This is a genomic window from Corynebacterium flavescens (assembly GCF_008693105.1).
Classification (GTDB): domain Bacteria; phylum Actinomycetota; class Actinomycetes; order Mycobacteriales; family Mycobacteriaceae; genus Corynebacterium; species Corynebacterium flavescens.
Genome location: NZ_VXKK01000039.1, coordinates 1 through 17929, shown reverse-complemented (window position 1 = coordinate 17929; position 17929 = coordinate 1). Strand labels below are relative to the sequence as shown.

Genomic DNA, 17929 nt, shown 5'->3' with positions numbered 1-17929 from the left:
TAGACACCTAGTAGGAGCAGCACCACAGTGAGAACTGGCAACACCGACTTCATCACGCCCGCAACCCCGAGCGAGCGACTCATCGAGCGTTTGGACCGCGAGCCCTTTGCTCTTTCTTTCTCCGGGCAGGGCTATGCCTGGCTGCCCGGCCTGCGTGAGACGCTGGCTGGCGGCGTCGGCGCGCAGATGGCTCGGCACCTTGAGGATGCACAACAGATCCTCGAGCCGGTGGCTGCTGACATCGCCGCCCAGTTCCCGCACGGCTTTGAGCCTTTGCGGTGGGCCGAGGCCGCTGAAGATCCGAGTTTCGAGCTCACCGATGCAGCGATATCCACCCCTGGCATCCTCACCGCCCAGGTGGCTTTGCTCGAGTCGTTGCGCGCGCAGGGACTCGATCCTGCGGCTGCAGTGGCTTCTCTTGGCCACTCGCAGGGTGCGCTGGCTACCTACGTGGCACAGGGTGAGGCTGGTGCGGGCGAGGTCATTGCGCTGGCTCAGCTCATCGGCGCCGCCATCACTCGTACCGCCCGCATCCACGGCCTGGTGCGCACCGCTGCTGGTGCGCCGATGGCGGCCGTCAGCGGCGCAACCCGCCAGCAGCTGGAGGAGGCCGGTGCGACCATTGGCCTGTGCAATGGTCGCGATTCCTTCGTCATCGTCGGCACCCCAGAGGACAACGCTGCCGTGCGTCGCGGCTTAGAGCGTCTCGCCGCGGCCGATGCCAAGGCCATTGAGGCCAAGCTGCGCGGGGGCAAGGCCTTCGCGCCGCGCTTTAGTGATCTTGATGTGCAGGCCGCTTATCATCACCCGGCTATGGCTGAGGCTGTCGCACTCGTCGAGGACTGGGCACAGCGCGCAGGCCTCGGCGCGGAGCTTTCCGCGCGAGGCGCTCGCGCGGTCCTCACGGACGTCGTTGACTGGCCGGAGGCCGTCACCACCGCCGTGGACGAGGGCGCACGTTGGATCCTGGAATGCGGCCCCACCGCAGGCGTGGAGCCGCTGACGCGCAAGATCGTGGCCGGGCGCGGAGTGGGCACCCTGGTGGTTTCCACCGCGCAGGGCCAGGCCGCGCTTTTTGACGCCGGGCGGAGCCCGCAGCTGCCCGCTGACTGGTCCCAGTTGCGCCCGCGCCTGCACAACGGCCGCGTTTATAGCAAGTTCACTGATCTGACCGGCTACTCCCCGGTGATGTTGCCCGGCATGACTCCCTCCACCGTGGACCCGGAGATCGTCGCTGCGGCGGCCAACGCCGGATTCTGGGCGGAGCTCGCTGGTGGTGGCCAGACCACGAGCGCGATGCTTGATGAAAACCTGGCTCGCCTCGAGGAGCTGCTGGAGCCCGGAGTCAATGCGCAGTTCAACGCCATGTACCTGTCCGCCTCGCAGTGGCGCCGCCAGGTAGAAGGCCAGCGCGCCATCCCTAAGGCTCGCGCTAACGGCGCGCATATCAGCGGCATTATCGTCTCCGCGGGTATTCCGCCCTTCGACGAGGCCGTCGCGTTGCTCGAGCAGCTGCGCGCCGAGAACTTCCCCTGGATTGCTTTCAAACCTGGCACAGTCAAGCAAATCGATCAGGTCCTGCGGATTGCCGTTGCTGTGGACTTCGACATCATCATGCAGATCGAGGGCGGGCACGCCGGCGGGCACCACTCCTGGGAGGACTTGGACGAGCTGCTGATCGAGGCCTATGCCAAGATTCGCTCCCAAGACAACGTTGTCCTCGCCGTCGGCGGCGGCATCGGCACTCCGGATGTAGGCGCGGCCTACCTGACCGGTACGTGGGCGCAGAAGTACGGCCTGGCACCCATGCCTGTCGACGCCATTATGATCGGCACCGCCGCGATGGCCACCCTGGAATCCACCGCCTCGGAGTCAGTCAAGCAGGCTCTTGTCGACGCCCAGCCCGTTACGGAGAACCACGGATGGGCCGGCGCCGGATCCGCCCGCGGGGGAATCGCCTCCGGCCGCTCCCAGCTCGGCGCCGATATCCACGAGATTGATAATTCCTTCGCGCGCGCAGGCCGCCTCCTTGACGAGGTAGCAGGCGATGCGGAGGCCGTGGCGGCCCGGCGCGAGGAGATCATCGCGGCGATTGCCAAGACCGCCAAGCCTTACTTCGGCGACGTCGCCGAGATGACCTATGAGCAGTGGCTGGGCCGCTACCTCGAGCTCTCTTATCGCGGTCACTGGGTAGATGTCTCCTGGGCTCAGCGCTTTGAGCGCATGGTAGAGCGCGCCGAGGCACGCCTGAGCCCGCAGGATCACGGGGAGTTCGCAGCCCGCATCGCCGTCGATGGCGAGCGTCCCTACAAGGCCGTGCGGGCCTTGGTCGCCGAGTACGGCGATGCCCCGCTCCACGTCGGTGATGTCACCTGGTTCTTAAAGCTCCTTGAAGAAAAGGGGAAGCCTGCCAACTTCGTTCCGGTCATCAACTCGGAGGTTCGTCGCTGGTGGCGCCAAGACTCGCTGTGGCAGGCGCACGATGAGCGCTACGCTGCCGACGAGGTCTGCATCATCCCCGGCACCACCGCGGTGGCCGGAATTACTCGCGCCAACGAGCCAGTCGCGCACCTGCTGGCCCGCTTTGAGGCCGCCACGGCAGAACGCCTGGAAGCAGAAACCCCGGATGCGGCCGCAGCTGCGCGTGCAGAATTAATTGAGATGTGCGAGGCCGCCTCCATCGATTGGGCCGGTCGCGCACAGGTCAACCCAGTGCGCCTGGTCATGCCCCGGATAGAGGTATCAGGAACAGGAAAGGATCTGCGTGCCCAGTGCCCGGAGACCGGAGCCTCCCTCGAGCGTGACGCGGAAGGCGGCTATGTGCTGCGCGCCCCGCTGCGCGGAGCCATTGCCGGCGCGAGCCTGCGCATTCGCCTCGAGGCCCCGCAGATTCCGGGTGCGAGCCCCACCGTGAGCGCACAGGATGCCCGCCAGGCCATGCGCGAGCTGGCACAGATTGCCGCAGGGGGCCAGTTGCCGCAGGTGGTAGACGGCACTGCGCAGTGGAACGCACAGCTCTCGGTCGCTGATTGCGCCGATTATGAAAACGTCACCGCCGGCTATGGAAAGCTCTCAGGCCTCGCCCCCGACGTCCTCGTGGGTAAAGCCTGGCCGGCCGTCTTCGCCGTTATCGCCCATGCCCAAACGGAGCAGGGTGCGGACGTCGTCGAAGGCCTGCTCAACCTAGTGCACCTCGAGCATTCCGCGCAGCTTCACGCCGATCTTCCGCGTGAGGCGCAGCTGGAGATTAGTGCTCGCGGCACGAGCGTGCTCGACACCACCGTCGGACGCGTCGTCGAGGTCAAGGTGGAGATTTCCACCGCCGGAACCCTTCTTGCCACCCTGCGTGAGCGTTTTGCCATCCAGGGCCGTCGCGGAACCCAAGAGCTTGCCCCCGCCCCTGCCAAGGAGAGCGTGACCGACAAGCCGCGCAGCTTCCGCACCGAAGTAAACGTGGTCGCACCGGAGTCGATGCAGCCTTTCGCTGCCGTGACCGGGGACCGCAACCCCATCCACGTCTCCGCCGCCGCGGCGGCGCTGGCGGGACTTCCACACGGAGTCATTGTCCACGGCATGTGGACCTCGGCGCTGGCCCAACTGGCAGCCGGATTCGACGGTGCCTCCGTGGCCGAGTGGGAGGCAACGATGTTGGCCCCCGTTCTGCCGGGCGCACAGGTGGATTTTGTGGTTGAGCGCAGCGGCGTCGATAATCGCGCCGGGCTGGGTGAGGTCCGCACCGTGACCGCCTCGGTCGGGGATGTCCCCGTGCTGCAGGCCCAGGCCATCATGCGGGATAAGATCACCGCCTATGGCTTCCCGGGCCAGGGCATCCAGTCCCAGGGCATGGGCATGGATTCCTTCGCTTCGTCGCCTGCCGCACGTTCGGTGTGGGAGCGAGCAGATTCCCACACCAGGAGCCGGTTGGGTTTTTCCATCCTGGAAGTCGTGCGCGCGAATCCTGCCTCCGTCACCGTGGCCGGCGAGGAGTTCTCGCACCCGGATGGTGCACTCTTCCTGACGCAGTTCACGCAGATGGCCATGGCCACGCTGGGCTGCGCGCAGATCGCGGAGATGCAGGAAGCCGGCGTCCTCGATAGCGGTGCCTACTTCGCCGGTCACTCGGTGGGCGAGTACAACGCACTTGCGGCCTATGCACAGGTCCTCTCCCTCGAGGCGGTCCTGGAGATTGTCTACGCCCGTGGGCTGACCATGCACCGCCTGGTTGAGCGCGACGAGCACGGCAATTCTAACTACGGACTGGCGGCGCTGCGCCCGAATAAGATCGGCATCAGCGCCGAGGAGGTCTTTGACTACGTCTCCGAAATCGCGGGTCGCTCCGGCGAGTTCCTCGAGATAGTCAACTACAACATCGCCGGCGTGCAGTACGCCGTGGCCGGCACTCGTGCGGGCCTAGCCGCCCTGCGAGAGGACGCCGAGTCCCGCGCGCCGGGCAAGCGCGCCTTCATCCAGATTCCTGGTATCGACGTTCCTTTCCACTCCTCCCGGCTTCTCGACGGCGTGCCCGCCTTCCGCGAGCACCTCGATTCCCTCATCCCCACCGAGATCGACCTGGAAATCCTGCTCGGCCACTACATCCCGAACCTGGTGGCGCGTCCCTTCGGACTCGATAGCGAGTTCGTCGAATCCATTGATCAGGTGGTCGATTCCGCAGCTATCAAGGAGATTCTGGCGGACTTCCCGGCCGCCGCGCAGGATTCAAATAAGCTCGGCCGCACCCTGCTTATCGAGCTTTTGGCCTGGCAGTTTGCCTCCCCAGTGCGCTGGATCGAAACCCAGGACCTCTTCCTGTGCTCCCCGGATGAAACCGCCGGTGCGGGCACGCCTGGGCTGGGTGTCGAGCGCTTTATCGAGATTGGCGTCGGTTCCGCACCGACCCTGGCGAATATGCTCGGCCAGACCTTGCGTCTGCCGCAGTACGCTGGTCACCCCATCGAGGTGCTCAACGTCGAGCGTGACCGTCCTACCGTCTTTGCTGAGGATGCCGTAGAGCGCCCTGAGCCTGCTGCCTCTGCAACAGAAGCTGCAGAAGTTACAGAGGCAACCTCTGCGGGGGCAACCTCTGCAGATGCTGCGGCCACCCCTGCCGCGCCTGCTGCCCCTGCCCTCGCGGCGGCTCCGACTGCTCCCACAGGCGGCGAGACCCCTGCTGACAAGGCGCTCAGCGTTGCTGACGCCGTTGAGATGCTCGTAGCCATCTGGACCAAGGTGCGCCCCGATCAGATTGGGCCCACCGATACCATCGAGCTGCTTGTCGAAGGCGTGTCCTCGCGCCGCAACCAGCTGCTGCTGGATCTGGGCGTGGAGTTTGGATTGGGCGCCATCGATGGCGCTGCCGATGCGCCTCTGGGTGATCTGCAGCAGACCGTGACCGGCATGGCCAAGGGCTATCGCGCCTTCGGTCCGGTGCTCGCGGATCAGGTTGCGGATTCGCTGCGTCGTCTGACCGGCCCTGCCGGAAAGAAGCCCTCCTACATCGCCGAGCGCGTCACCGGAACGTGGGGCTTGGGCGAAGGCTGGGTCGATCGCGTCACCGCAGAGCTGGTGCTGGGCACGCGCGAGGGCGCGTCCCTGCGCGGTGGCGAGCTGGCCACTTTGGGCACCGCGGCGCCGCACGTCAAGGAACTCGATGCTCTCATTGATGCCGCTGTGCAGGCGGCTGGCGCGCGCTCCCAGGTGTCCATCGCAATGCCTTCCACCGGCGCTGGTGCTGGCGGGGTAGTAGATTCCGCCGCGCTTGATGAATTCTCCTCGCAGCTGACCGATTCCCTGGCCGAGACCGCCCGCACCCTGCTTAAGCGCCTTGGCATCAAGGCGCCCACCACGGAGTTCTCCACCGAGCCCGATGGGCTCGCCGATCTCGTCTCCCGCGAGCTGGGCTCCGATTGGCCGCGCCAGGTGGCCCCGGCCTTCGACGCGAACAAGGCCGTGCTTCTCGACGATCGCTGGGCATCCGCCCGCGAGGACCTCACCCGCCTCAAGCTGGGAGAGCTCTCCGAGCTCGATGTCTTCGGCGCTGGCGAGGAAGTCGCCCAGATGGCCGAGTACCTTGGCCTCGATGAGCAAGCCAGTGATGCCCGCCAGGATCCGGCGCAGCTGCCCTATAGCAGCGACGTTGCCGTGGTGACCGGCGGTTCCCCGCATTCGATTGCCGCCGCTGTTATCGCACAGCTGCTCTCGGAGGGCGCCACCGTCGTGGCCACCACCTCGCGCCTGGATCATGCCCGCCTGGAGTTTTATAAGGAGCTCTACCGTTCCCACGCTTGCGGCAACGCTGCGCTGTGGGTCGTTCCGGCCAACCTGAGTTCTTTCAGCGACGTCGATGCCCTCATCGAGTGGGTAGGCAACGAGCAGACCGCCACGGTGGGCGGAAAGTCTAAGCTGCTCAAGCCCGCCTTGGTTCCCACCCTGCTCTTCCCCTTTGCCGCACCGCGCGTGCAGGGAACGCTGGCTGATGCCGGTGCCCAGGCTGAGGCGCAGATGCGTCTGTTGCTGTGGTCCGTCGAGAAGCTCATCGCCGGCCTATCCCAGATCGGCGCGGATACCCACGTTGGCCAACGCCTGCACGTGGTCCTGCCTGGCTCGCCCAACCGTGGACGATTCGGCGGAGACGGCGCCTATGGCGAGTCCAAGGCTGCGCTCGACGCCCTGGTGACCCGCTGGCACGCCGAGCCGGTCTGGGGTGAGCGCACCTCGCTCGTGCACGCCCACATCGGGTGGGTGCGCGGCACCGGCCTGATGGGCGGCAACGATCCCATGGTCGAGCTCGTTGAGGCCAAGGGTGTTTCCACCTATTCTCCCGCCGAGATCGCTGTGCAGCTGGTGGACTCCGGCGCGCAGCACTCCGTACGCAAGAGCGCCGCACAGGCGCCAATTACCCTCGACTTCACCGGCGGCTTGGGCGAGGCAGATATCAACCTGCCGGAACTCGCCCGCGAGGCAGCGGCACGCAGCGGTGAAACCGCTCCTGCTAGTGAGGCCCCGCGCAGCGTGTGCGCGCTGCCGAGCATCCGCCGCCACATCGAGTGGACCAGCCCGGACTTTAGCGGGGTCACCCAGAACCTCGATGACATGGTCGTCATCGTCGGCGCGGGAGAGCTGGGCCCAGTGGGTTCCTCGCGTACCCGCTACGAGGTCGAGCTAAGCGGAGATCTCTCCGCTGCCGGCGTCATCGAATTGGCCTGGAGCACTGGGCTTATCGCCTGGGATGGCGGCTGGACAGTGACCGAGACCGGCGAGGAGATCTCCGAGGAAGACATCTACGAGCGCTTCCACGATGAGGTCATCGCCGGGGTAGGCGTGCGGCGCTACCACGACGACTTCGGCCCCAAGCGCCCCATGGTTGATAACCTCGCCCCCGAGCTGACCACCATCTACCTTGAGCGCGATATGACCTTCGCGGTATCGGACGAGGCCGCTGCCAAGTCCTTCGTGGAGGATGTCGAGGGTGCCAGCGCCTACTTCGACGGTGAGGAGTGGCAGGTCACCCGCCCGGCTGGTTCCGCGGTGCGCGTCCCGCGCCGCGTGGCCATGAGCCGCTTTGTGGGTGGCCAGATTCCGAAGGGCTTTGATCCGGCGGTCTATGGCATCCCGGCCGACATGATCGATAACCTCGACCGCGTGGCGCTGTGGAACCTGGTGTGCACGGTCGACGCCTTCCTCGCCGCCGGATTTAGCCCGGCGGAGCTCCTTTCGGAGGTTCACCCCTCCCGCGTCTCCTCGACCCAAGGAACCGGCATGGGCGGAATGCAGTCGCTGCGTTCCCTCTACGTCGACAAGCTTCTGGCCGAGCCACGCCCCAACGACATCCTGCAGGAATCCCTGCCCAACGTCGTTGCCGCGCACGTCATGCAGTCCTACGTCGGCGGGTACGGGCAGATGATCCACCCGATCGCCGCCTGCGCCACGGCGGCCGTCTCCGTCGAGGAAGGCTTTGACAAGCTGCGCCTGCGCAAGGCCGATTTCGTCGTGGCCGGCGGTATTGATGATCTCTCCATCGAGGGCATCACCGGCTTCGGCGACATGGCCGCCACTGCGGACTCGCAGGAGCTGGAGGACAAGGGCATTGACCACAAGTTCTTCTCGCGCGCTAACGATAGGCGCCGCGCGGGCTTCATCGAGTCCGAGGGCGGCGGAACGATTCTGCTGGCCCGCGGTAGCCTCGCCCTGAAGCTCGGACTGCCTGTGCTGGGTGTAGTCGCCTTCGCCGAGTCCTTCGGCGATGGTGCGCATACCTCCATTCCAGCGCCCGGCTTGGGTGCCCTCTCCTCCGCACGCGGCGGCAAGGACTCGCGCCTGGCGCTTGCCTTGCGTGAGGTCGGTGTGAGCGCCGACGAGGTCTCCATCGTTTCCAAGCACGACACCTCGACCAACGCCAATGACCCCAACGAGTCGGATCTGCACGAGCGCATCGCGGGTGCCATCGGGCGCAGTGCAGGCAATCCCTTCTATGTCATCTCACAGAAGAGTCTGACCGGGCACACCAAGGGCGGTGCGGCGATGTTCCAGATGATGGGGCTGACACAGGTGCTGCGCGAGGGAATCATTCCTCCCAACCGCGCGCTCGACTGCGTCGACCCAGTTCTGCGCAAGCATTCGCACTTGACCTGGTTGCGGCGCCCGCTTAATCTGCGTTCCGCCGCGCCCAAGGCCGGTCTGGTGACCTCGCTGGGCTTCGGCCACGTTTCCGCCCTGGTGGCCATCGTGCACCCCGGTGCCTTCCTGCAGGCGGTGCGCGCCGCCCACGGTGAGGAAGCGGCACAAGCCTGGGAGGACTCCGCGCAGCAGCGCGAGGACGCCGGCTTGCGGCGCCTTGACGATGCCATGCATGGCGGCGCAGCCCTCTACCAGCGTCCCGTGGACCGCAACCTCGGTGGCACGGGAGATGCGGTAAAGGAGCGCGAGGCGGCCATCTTACTCGATGGCACTGCGCGCTTGAAGGACGGCGTCCTTACCCCTGGAGCAGAGCTCTAAGTATGTAAGTCGCAGCCGCACCGATTGAGGTGCGGCTGGCATAATCACGGCTATGAAGAAACTCGCTGTGGGCACCGACATCGTGTGCATACCGGAATTTGCCGCGCAGCTAGCGCAACCCGGCTCCCGCTTCGAGGCGGTGTTTAGCCCCGCGGAGCTGCGTGTGGCAGCCGGCAAGGGTGCACGCCGCGCCGAGCACCTCGCCGGGCGCTGGGCCGCCAAGGAGTCCTTCATCAAGGCCTGGTCCCAGGCAATCTACGGGCGCCCGCCGGTGATTGCTCAAGAGCGCGTCATCTGGAGTGAAGTGGAGATCCGCCCCGACGCTTGGGGGAGGGTGGACATCGCCACTGCAGGCAATGTGCGCGAGCAGGTTGCCGCGACTTTGGGCGAGGTGGAAACCAGCCTGAGCATTAGCCATGACGGGGATTACGCCACGGCGACGACGATCTTAAGCTGGGGCTAGCCGGTGGCCACCGCAAAGAGGTAGGCCACGAGCATGCGCTTAATCTCCATGACTGTGGAGTCGAAAGACTCCAAGTTTTCCGATGCCGCATAGTTGAGCATGGAGACCACCGTGTGTACGAGGAACCCGCCAAGGTTCACCCGCTGCTCGTAGTCCATCTGCGGGGCGAGAGGCTCTAGGATGCTGGCCAGTGGCTGCAGGAGCTGTAGCTCGGTATCTGCGGCTGTGGCGCGCGTGGCCGGGGTGGATTGCACGGCGTGCCAGACCGCGCGGCGGGAGGGATCCTCGCGCCACATGCGTGCCAGGTGGTCAATGAATTCATCGAGGAAGTCCGGCCATTGCAGCGCCGGAACATGCTCCGAGAAGCGCTCAATCTCACTGAGGTTCTCCGCCGTGTCTTGGCGGTCGAGCTCGCAGATCAGCACGTACTTATTGGCAAAGAATTGGTACAGAGTCCCGATGGGGACCTCGGCGCGGCGGGAGACCTCATCGAAGGTGAAGGACTCGAAACCGGTGTCTACGAGCACGCTACGCGCGGCCTTGAGGATCCTATTGAACCTCTCGCGGCTGCGCGCTTGGGCTGGCCGCCGGCGGGGGACCAGCAGTTCCGGCGTGGAAGTGGTGCTCGTTTCACTCACGGTCTAGGCGAGGCCTTTCATAACGCGGGCGACATGTCCGGTGGCCTTGACGTTGTACAAGGCCTGTCCAATGGTGCCATCCGGCTCGACCAGGAAAGTAGAGCGGATGACGCCCTGGACTACCTTGCCGTAGTTCTTCTTCTCCCCGAAGGCCCCGTAGGCGGACAAGACAGTCTTGTCAGGATCCGACAAGAGCGGGAAATTAAGCTCGTGCTCGGCGCGGAACTTGGCAATTGCCTCCGGCTTATCGGGCGAGATGCCAACGACGGCGATATCGAGCGAGTTGAGCTGCTCGAGGGAATCCCTAAAGTCACAGGCTTCCTTGGTGCAGCCGGGAGTATTGGCTCGCGGATAGAAGTAGACGAGGACGCGCTTGCCGGCGTAGTCCGATAGAGAGACGGTATGCCCGGCATCATCGGGCAAAGAAAACGCGGGGGCGGTATCTCCAACTTCTAAACGCTTAGCTTCAGTCATAGGGACAACAATACATTGCCTGGCCTTAGCCCAGGCGAACTTAGCCACTGGCCAGCTTGCTTCCCCCTCACCGACCCTGCGGGGGATTCACGCTGTAGACTGTGTGGTCGAGAAGAGAACCTAAGTAGAACTCAGGAGACAATCGTGGCACGCAACATTGACGATATTCAGCGCGATATTGAACGCACCCGCCGTCAGCTAGCTGGAACCTTGGACGAACTCGCGGATCGGAGCAAGCCACAGAACCTAGTCGGTGACGCCAAGACTGCTGCAGCCAACAAGCTGCAGCAGCGCAACGTGCAGTACGTCATCGCCGGCGTCAGCGCCGTAGTCATCGGGCTCATCGCCCTGGGCGTGACCCGCTCGCGCCGCCGCTCCAGCGATCTCAAGGAGCTGCAGCGTCTTCTCGCCGAGCGCAACTAATAGGCAACTAACAGCCCTATCTCTCTACTGCTGCGCGGTGATACGGGCGTAGTCCTCTTGGATCAGAAAGCCCGCCACCGCCGGCCCAGTGGTGGCGCCGGCGCCGATGGATTGCGGCACGTTGGTCATGGGGTTGACCACGTTGCCCACCGCCCAGATTCGGGGGTGGCTCGTTTTCCCAGTCGCATCGACTTGGAGGAAAGAGCCTAGGCCGAAGGGAAGATCTTCCCTTTCAAGGTCAAGGCCCGCCAAGAATCCATCATGTGGGGTTAACGTCCCCATGGTGAAAATCGCGTCGAACTCGATTTCTTGGCCATCTTCAGTGCGCACCGCACTGATGGCGGGCTCCTGGCCCAAGACTGCGTTGACCTCGGAATCAATCACCGCGATGCCTCGCGCTCGCAGCCTGTGCAACGCAGCCTCATCGAGCGGGCCTGCACCGAAGGCGAAGAAGTTCACCTGGTTGCTCCACTGCCGCAGCATCTCTACTTGATGGAGTGAAACAGGGGAGGTGGCAAGGACACCTATGCGTTGCTCCGCAACCTCCCAGCCGTCGCAGAAGGGGCAATGGAATACGCTCTTGCCCCAGCGCTCGGCCAAACCGGGCACCGCGGGCAACGTGTCCTTGACGCCGCTGGCGACGATAAGCGTGCGGGCGCGGAAGCTGTGCCCTGAAGCTAGCTTCACCTCGATGCCCGCATCGCTCTCACCGACTGTGCCAGCCAGGGAAGCTATCTCTGTGACGTCGATTGCACTCCCGCTTAAGAATTCGACGCCATAGGAAGCAAGTTCCTTTCGGCCCTGCTGGACAAAATCCAGGGGCGGCTTACCGTCGTTGCCGAGCACGCCATGCATATGAGCGGCGAAGCGATTACGTGGTGCCCCCGAATCAATGACAAGGACTCTGCGCCGTGATCTGGCGACAAGGAGTGCTGCGGAAAGCCCGGCCACTCCGCCGCCAACGACAATGGTGTCCCAGGGATCTGTCTTAGTTCTTGGTTGTGAACTCATGAACGAAGATTCTCGGTACTCTTGGCTAGGATAGCAAGACCCTTTGCTAAAACGGCAAGTAAAGGTTTGGGGCAAGAAGGCAAGAGAGGCGGCAATGAGGCAAGGCAACATCAACCAAGAGTTGGCCGGGATTGGCCCTCGCCTGCGCATAGCGCGCCGAGATCGGAACTTGACCTTGGAGGAACTCGCGGGCGCTGCAGGAATCTCCGCGAGCACTCTTTCACGCCTAGAATCCGGCAAAAGGCAGGCCAACCTCGAGCTGCTCGTTCCGCTAATCCGGCAGCTGGGAATCCGTCTCGATGATCTCCTTCCCCACGAAGTCCGCGATCCCCGGGTTCGCCGCTCCTCCATTCGCCGTGGCGGGCTAATCATTACTCCCTTGGCGCCGGATTCTTCCCCCGTTCGCACGTTCAAGATTGACTACCCACGAGCTAAGCGGCGTCCCGCAAAACGCGTTCACACGGGCTACGAGTGGATCTACGTCCTCAACGGAAGCATTCTGCTGCAGCTCGGCGATCGCGACCTCATTCTGGGGCCAGGCGAAGCCGCGGAGTTCGACACCCGCGAGCCTCATGCCATTTCGGCCACGCAGGAGGGACCTGCACAAGTCTTAAGCATCTTCAACGCCGAGGGAGTCCGGATGCATACTCATGGCGCGGGCGACGTCGAATGACGCCGCCGAGAACGCCTTGATGCCCCGTGCGGTGGGTTCGCCCGCACGGGTATCGCCCACCCGTGCAATCCAGCCGTTGGCAAAGAAGGCTGAACACAGCGCGTTCCCGAGCTCTCCTCCCATGTGAGGCAGGCGTTGGGAGGTGTCAATGCAGGGGCGCGCCGTCAGGGACTGCGCAGCGGCCACGCCCCATCGCTCCATGAGCAGGGCGCCTCGAGGCGTAACTCGGAAGTCCGCGTCGGTATAGCCTTGCGCAACGAGCCACTGCGCCAGATCTACCCCTAACCTGCCCGCCAAGTGCTAGTAGCAGGTCCGCGAGGCAGTGAAGCGTTGCGTGTGGCGAGAAGCGTTGAGGCTGTGCGGGGTATCGAAGTGGGCCGCAGAGAGTGCGCCCAACCTTTCGATGAGATCTCCTACTGCGGGGCCGGAGATCGTGACATAGCGGTGCCTTCCCTGCCTGTACTCGCGGGCTATGCCTGCCTCCACCAAAACTGTGACATGCTCGCTAGCAGTGGAGCGTGCAATGTGCGCATACGCGGCCAACTTGCCTACGGTCCAAGAGGTGCCGCTCATAAGCGCAGAACAAAGTGCCGACCGTGCGCTATTGGCAAAGACGGCGGCCAGCCGGGAAATATCCGGAGTTGGTTCGAGTAGCTGCTTGTCGTGCATGAATCCAAATCTATCGCCGCGATAGTTCGGGACAGTGCGAACAGTTGTGCGTGGATACTTCTGACTGGGAAGCGGGAATTCCTGTCCTCCGTTTCTTTAGGTTCCTCAGTCAAGGAGTGAGCACGAGCTCAAGCAGAAGCCGCCAGCTGTCGGTGGCGGTCATCATCGTTGGATACTTCGTCGTTATGCTCGATGCGACCATAGTCAACGTGTCACTTGCCGATATCGGAAGAGACATGGGGGCGTCGGTGAATCTACTGCAATGGGTGGTTAATGCCTACACGCTGGTATTTGCGGCCCTGCTCTTGGGCGGCGGCACTGCTTGTGACCGCTTCGGCGCTAAACGTGTCTTTCTCAGCGGATTGGCCGTATTCGCTTGCGGCTCGATGGCTTGTGCCTTGAGCGGGACAATGGCACAGCTTATTGCCTCGAGAGCTCTGCAGGGCATAGGGGCCGCTGGTATTGTCCCCAGCTCCCTAGCTCTTATCCCCGCGGTGATAAGTGAGCGCCGACAACAGACCCGCATCATCGGCCTCTGGGGAGGGGCAGGCGGTGCGGCCGCAGCGCTCGGACCTGTGCTCGGCGGAGCCCTAGTATCAGGGAGCGGGTGCGTGCCGCATTTTGGATAAGCATCCCACTTATTGCGATAGTCATCTTCCTTGGCCAACGGGTCTTGGCTCTGAGCCGAGCCGAAAAAGACAGCCCGCCTGGATCTTCTAGGATTGTCGCTCTCCGTCGTGGGGCTAGCGCTAGTGGCTTATGTGATCATCAATATGCACAGCTCCGAGCTTTCTCCCGCTGCACAGGCAATCCTTGTTGTGGCTGCCGTTTCAATCGTTGCACTGTTTCTATTTGTTGAGACCAAAGCGCGCATGCCCATGCTTCCCATAAAACTATTTAGTTCCTCTAAGTTCGCGGTAGCGTGCGCGGTGGGTCTCATTCTTAACTTCAGCTTCTTCGGCCAGCTTTTTGCGCTGTCCTTATTCTTCCAGAACTATCTTGGATTTGAAGCGTGGAAGGCTGGCCTAGCGCTAGCGCCCCAAGCGTGCAGCGCTATCGTGGCCGCTCCTCTCGGCGGACGTTACTCAGCACGGATAGGGGAGGTGAGGGTCATTGTCATGGGTCTTGTGGCAGGTGCCATTGGTTTTGCCGGACTCGCATTCTTCCAACCCTCGACGCCCTACATCCTCATAGCCTTGAGCACCTTCTTGGGCGGGTTCGGAATGGCCTTCGCCATGCCGGCAGCCACATCAATGGCCGTGCATGCCGCACCTGCTGACTATGCGGGCAGCGCCTCAGGCGTAGTAAATTGCCTGCGGCAGATCGGAAGCCTGCTTGGCGTGGCTCTCTTGGGTTCCCTCGTTGCCGGCGATGAGTTTCTGCACGGCTTCCATAGCGTTGGTTTAGGTGCCAGTGTGGCTTTTGCAGCTGCAATTGGGCTATGCGCTGTGGTCGCGCTGCTCAAGCACTGAAACATGCGATGGTGGAGTCGTTCCGGAATCCTCAAAGATCTTCATTCACGTTGCATAGACCAGACTGGGGGACCACTGGGTATCTGCGTCAACGAATAGACTTGGAACTCGAGCTTTTCATAGAGTCTGACATTCCTGGGATCTGACGTCTCGAGGTGTACAGGAATGCGAGAGTTCACTTGAGAATCAAGAGAATCTATCAAATACTCGATAATTCCTGCACCGAGTCCTCGCCCTTGGTATTCAGGTCTGACACCGACAGTTGACAACTCCCAGCTATTGGAAACAGCAGCTTGCGGAAGTTCGACGACTAAATCACTTGTTTGGGAGCTCCCCAAGAGCGATGTCAAGCGCTTCCACGTCTGAGAAGCTACTTTCGATTCGGCGTTAGGCGCATTGGCAGCGAGTGCTGCCGAATGATTGTCATTGGTGACAACTATCCCGTAGGGTAGGGCGATTTCCCTAAGACAAAGCTCCTGTATTTGCGCAAGCCTCGACTGATGATTATCTGGCGCAACTGTCCAATTAGTCCATGGGTAGTCGCGGAAAGCTTCGCTTAAGGTTTCAGATAAAGGCTCTATATCTTCCTCAGTCGCCACTCTGAATTTCTGCATGGAAGCAGGCTATCAAAACTGACAATTGATGAAGCGGGGACCTTGTAGATTTGATGGCCCAGCTTCCGCGACGTCGTCGCGACATGCCAAGTAATAAAGCGCCTTAATCCGCATTATCTCGCCTTAACACCAGAGCTCACAACCCTGCCCAGCTGCAAATAGCAAGGTGCACGAGAGGATGAAAGTGCGCATAGAAAACTCCCCAAAATTTGGTGTCTTGTTACTCAGTCCAACTTTCAGGGAGAAGTTCACTCGAACCCAGTGGGGCTCTTTTCGACTAAGTAGTGAGAAGTGCTGCTGGGGGCCGTGTTTTAACGGAGGCTGCGTGCGTAGCAGAGAGAAACCTGTGATCCGATGTAGTCGCCGAAGAGCGGTATGGGTGTGTAGCCGTGCTTCTCGTAGAAGCGTGAGCCATCGGGTTGGATCGTTCCGGTTTCTAGAACTAGCTTTTAGCGCCATGAGCAGCAGCATGAGATTCGAGTGCATTTAGGATTGCTGCAGCAGCACCATTTCCGCGCCCTTTTGGATCGGCGTACATGCGCTTGATTTCCGCTACTCCCGGTCCGAGCGAGTTCTCGTCGACCATGCGTAGTCCGCCGCAGGCCATATCCTCGCCGGATGCATCTCGTGCAACGAAGAAGGCAAAAACGTCTGCCGCCGAGGGGTGGATCCCGGGCTCGTGGTCGTCGTTGCCCTACCTGGCGTCGAGTTCCGCTCGCTGCTGCTCCCGCAGACGTTTAGCGCCAGGATGGTCCCAGGTCACTTGCTCAACTAGCCAGTTTGTCATCGCCTTGCCCTTTGATGGTTGTCCGTTTTGAGCGGAATGCTACCATGCGCGATGTCGCAGCTTGAGGAGATTGAGTCCGGTGCAGTTACGGCTAGAGACCCCGTAGGATTCAATACCTGCTGGGGCCTTTTCGTTGTTTTAGGGCACGACACTTTGATGACATGCGCGGCAGTAAACCGGCTCTTCCAGTTTTAGGGTGCAATGATTTTGATTCCGCATGGGCCCAATCCTTCAGGATAGGCCGGATGGCTTTGCTACCGCACTGCCAAGTTCTGGTTAGGCGGCCCGGCTGTGGATAACTGCGTCCGGCGCGGGCGGGTTATCCACAGTTCTCCGCCTTGGTGCGGGTTGGGGATTGTCGCGGCGGTGGGTGGTGCCTTAGCGTGGCGGTCATGGGTTTGCAGGAGTATTTCGCACAACTTAGCCGGGGTGTTGACCTCGTAGCCGAGTGCTCAGGGCTGTCTGCCCCAGACCTTGAAAAGATGGGGGCCAGCGCGCAGGATGCCGCCGAGCTTATAAGCCTGCACGCCATCTACTTCGGCCCCACTCCCTACAGCGGCAAGCAGCGCTTAGCCGTTAATGCGGCCAGGCGCAACGGGCACACTCTGAGCACCCTGCGCCAGATCGAATCTTTTACCCGCCGCGTTAAAGCGCGCCTAGCGGCGTGGAACCTACGCGTAGAGCTATGCGCCACGCCAAGCGAGCAGGTTACTGCGGTCGCCAGGCGCCGGTTGCGTGAGATGCGTGTTCCCCGCACGTATTGCGAGCGCGCGATGTTGCGCCAGCACCCCAACGGGCTAGCCACGCTGACAGTGACCGGCAATGGGCTGGATATGGCAGATGCTTTCCGGACCATTGACCACAAGCGGCCAGGGGCAAGTTTTATCGCCCGCATGCTCGGCAAAGCAGACGGGGCCCCGGCTGGGCGTACTCGTGTGACGACCATGGCAGTCCTCCAGTTGGAAGACTACGGGAAGCTTGTACGCCGCGAGGGTGGTGATGTGCTGGTGCGCACCACTAGTGGGGCTGTTATCACCGGTGCGCAGCTTGTAGAGCGTGCTTGTGCCAACGAGGGTCTTATTACGGTGATAAGCCGTACGCTGGGGCCGGTGGACTTGTACCGCTTTGAGCGATTCGCATCGGTCAAGCAGCGCACAATGCTGGCAGCAGAGCACCCCACCTGTGCGTGGCCAGGCTGTAGGATCCCGGCAGAAAGAGGACAGTTTCATCATCTCACGCCGTGGAAGCACGGTGGGGAGACTAACGTTGCCAACCTGGTGACCTTGTGTAGTTATCACAACGGGGTTAATGAGGATGATCCGAATGCGCCACCACGGCGCGGGCGCCTGACCCGCCAAGGCGGGACAATAGTCTGGCAGCCCCCGCACACCAGCCGTTAGGCCCACACAGGAACCTAACGGCGAATTCCAGCACCCCAAAACAAACCCCGGCGGGCAAGCACCGACAATGGTCAAGACTGTGACTGTGTGGTGGAGATTATCGAGGAAAATGCCGCCAAGGGACCCGCTTTTTGCCCGCCACTCCCACCACGCACTCTAAAACCCAGAAGAGCCCTTAAAGGCCCTTTTGAAGTGCCCCGGGTTTTGTTCCTAGGCATTTGCCTTGATTTCCATTATTGCCTGTGGCAAGTTCTGCTTCCAAAATTCGGTTTCCACCTCGGCTGGGGTTCGGTATCCCAGGCTTTGGTGGAGCC

The 17929-nt window shown here is 62.5% G+C and carries 14 protein-coding genes; 7 read left to right on the top strand and 7 right to left on the bottom strand.

Translation table 11 applies throughout. The features are described from left to right. The first annotated feature begins 27 nt into the window (after positions 1 to 27). Both F4V60_RS09765 and acpS read left to right on the top strand, forming a co-directional pair. Positions 28 to 8991 (top strand): type I polyketide synthase, encoded by an 8964-nt coding sequence (locus F4V60_RS09765; RefSeq protein ID WP_232315918.1) that lies wholly within the window; start codon positions 28 to 30, stop codon positions 8989 to 8991. A 52-nt stretch (positions 8992 to 9043) separates the two neighbouring features. Next, entirely contained in the window at positions 9044 to 9454 is a 411-nt protein-coding gene (gene acpS / locus F4V60_RS09760; protein ID WP_075730409.1) for a holo-ACP synthase AcpS, read from the top strand. Here acpS and F4V60_RS09755 read toward each other — a convergent pair. Both F4V60_RS09755 and bcp read right to left on the bottom strand, forming a co-directional pair. Continuing rightward, a complete protein-coding gene (locus F4V60_RS09755; protein ID WP_075730408.1) occupies positions 9451 to 10092 on the bottom strand; it encodes a TetR/AcrR family transcriptional regulator in 642 nt (213 codons plus the stop codon). The genes acpS and F4V60_RS09755 overlap by 4 nt on opposite strands. A gap of 3 nt (positions 10093 to 10095) precedes the next feature. Beyond that, positions 10096 to 10566 carry a thioredoxin-dependent thiol peroxidase gene (gene bcp / locus F4V60_RS09750; protein ID WP_075730407.1) on the bottom strand — a complete coding sequence of 157 codons (471 nt, stop codon included), beginning with the start codon at positions 10564 to 10566 and terminating at the stop codon, positions 10096 to 10098. 144 nt (positions 10567 to 10710) lie between these two features. Between bcp and F4V60_RS09745 the strand changes: the two genes are divergently transcribed. Next, complete coding sequence (locus F4V60_RS09745; RefSeq protein ID WP_075730406.1) at positions 10711 to 10989, top strand: DUF3618 domain-containing protein; 279 nt, start codon at positions 10711 to 10713, stop codon at positions 10987 to 10989. A 24-nt stretch (positions 10990 to 11013) separates the two neighbouring features. Here F4V60_RS09745 and F4V60_RS09740 read toward each other — a convergent pair whose 3' ends face one another. Then, positions 11014 to 12000 (bottom strand): NAD(P)/FAD-dependent oxidoreductase, encoded by a 987-nt coding sequence (locus F4V60_RS09740; protein ID WP_075730405.1) that lies wholly within the window; start codon positions 11998 to 12000, stop codon positions 11014 to 11016. A gap of 94 nt (positions 12001 to 12094) precedes the next feature. On the opposite strand from F4V60_RS09740, the gene F4V60_RS09735 reads away from it, so the two are divergent. Next, positions 12095 to 12673, top strand: a complete 579-nt coding sequence (locus F4V60_RS09735; RefSeq protein ID WP_075730404.1) for a helix-turn-helix domain-containing protein — start codon at positions 12095 to 12097, stop codon at positions 12671 to 12673. On the opposite strand, the gene F4V60_RS09730 is transcribed toward F4V60_RS09735, so the two are convergent. Further along, a complete protein-coding gene (locus F4V60_RS09730) occupies positions 12611 to 12970 on the bottom strand; it encodes a hypothetical protein (protein WP_141255872.1) in 360 nt (119 codons plus the stop codon). The two genes, F4V60_RS09735 and F4V60_RS09730, sit on opposite strands and share 63 nt — an antisense overlap. Positions 12971 to 12973: 3 nt before the next feature. Beyond that, positions 12974 to 13342, bottom strand: coding sequence for an ArsR/SmtB family transcription factor (locus F4V60_RS09725; RefSeq protein WP_075730403.1), 369 nt, complete (start codon positions 13340 to 13342; stop codon positions 12974 to 12976). Positions 13343 to 13458: 116 nt separating this feature from the next. Here F4V60_RS09725 and F4V60_RS12625 point away from each other — a divergent pair, with 116 nt between their 5' ends. Beyond that, positions 13459 to 13971: an MFS transporter gene (locus tag F4V60_RS12625; protein WP_198154403.1), complete on the top strand. Its 513-nt coding sequence runs from the start codon at positions 13459 to 13461 to the stop codon at positions 13969 to 13971. Positions 13972 to 14094: 123 nt separating this feature from the next. Further along, complete coding sequence (locus F4V60_RS12620) at positions 14095 to 14814, top strand: MFS transporter (RefSeq protein WP_198154402.1); 720 nt, start codon at positions 14095 to 14097, stop codon at positions 14812 to 14814. A 41-nt stretch (positions 14815 to 14855) separates the two neighbouring features. On the opposite strand, the gene F4V60_RS09715 is transcribed toward F4V60_RS12620, so the two are convergent. Both F4V60_RS09715 and F4V60_RS12995 read right to left on the bottom strand, forming a co-directional pair. Continuing rightward, the gene (locus F4V60_RS09715; RefSeq protein WP_075730402.1) at positions 14856 to 15428 is read right to left on the bottom strand and encodes a GNAT family N-acetyltransferase; all 573 of its coding nucleotides are present in this window, start codon (positions 15426 to 15428) and stop codon (positions 14856 to 14858) included. Between the two features lie 442 nt (positions 15429 to 15870). Further along, positions 15871 to 16098, bottom strand: coding sequence for a GNAT family N-acetyltransferase (locus tag F4V60_RS12995; protein ID WP_373862512.1), 228 nt, complete (start codon positions 16096 to 16098; stop codon positions 15871 to 15873). A gap of 509 nt (positions 16099 to 16607) precedes the next feature. Here F4V60_RS12995 and F4V60_RS09705 point away from each other — a divergent pair. Next, a complete protein-coding gene (locus tag F4V60_RS09705) occupies positions 16608 to 17615 on the top strand; it encodes an HNH endonuclease signature motif containing protein (protein ID WP_075731283.1) in 1008 nt (335 codons plus the stop codon). Positions 17616 to 17929 lie beyond the last annotated feature (314 nt).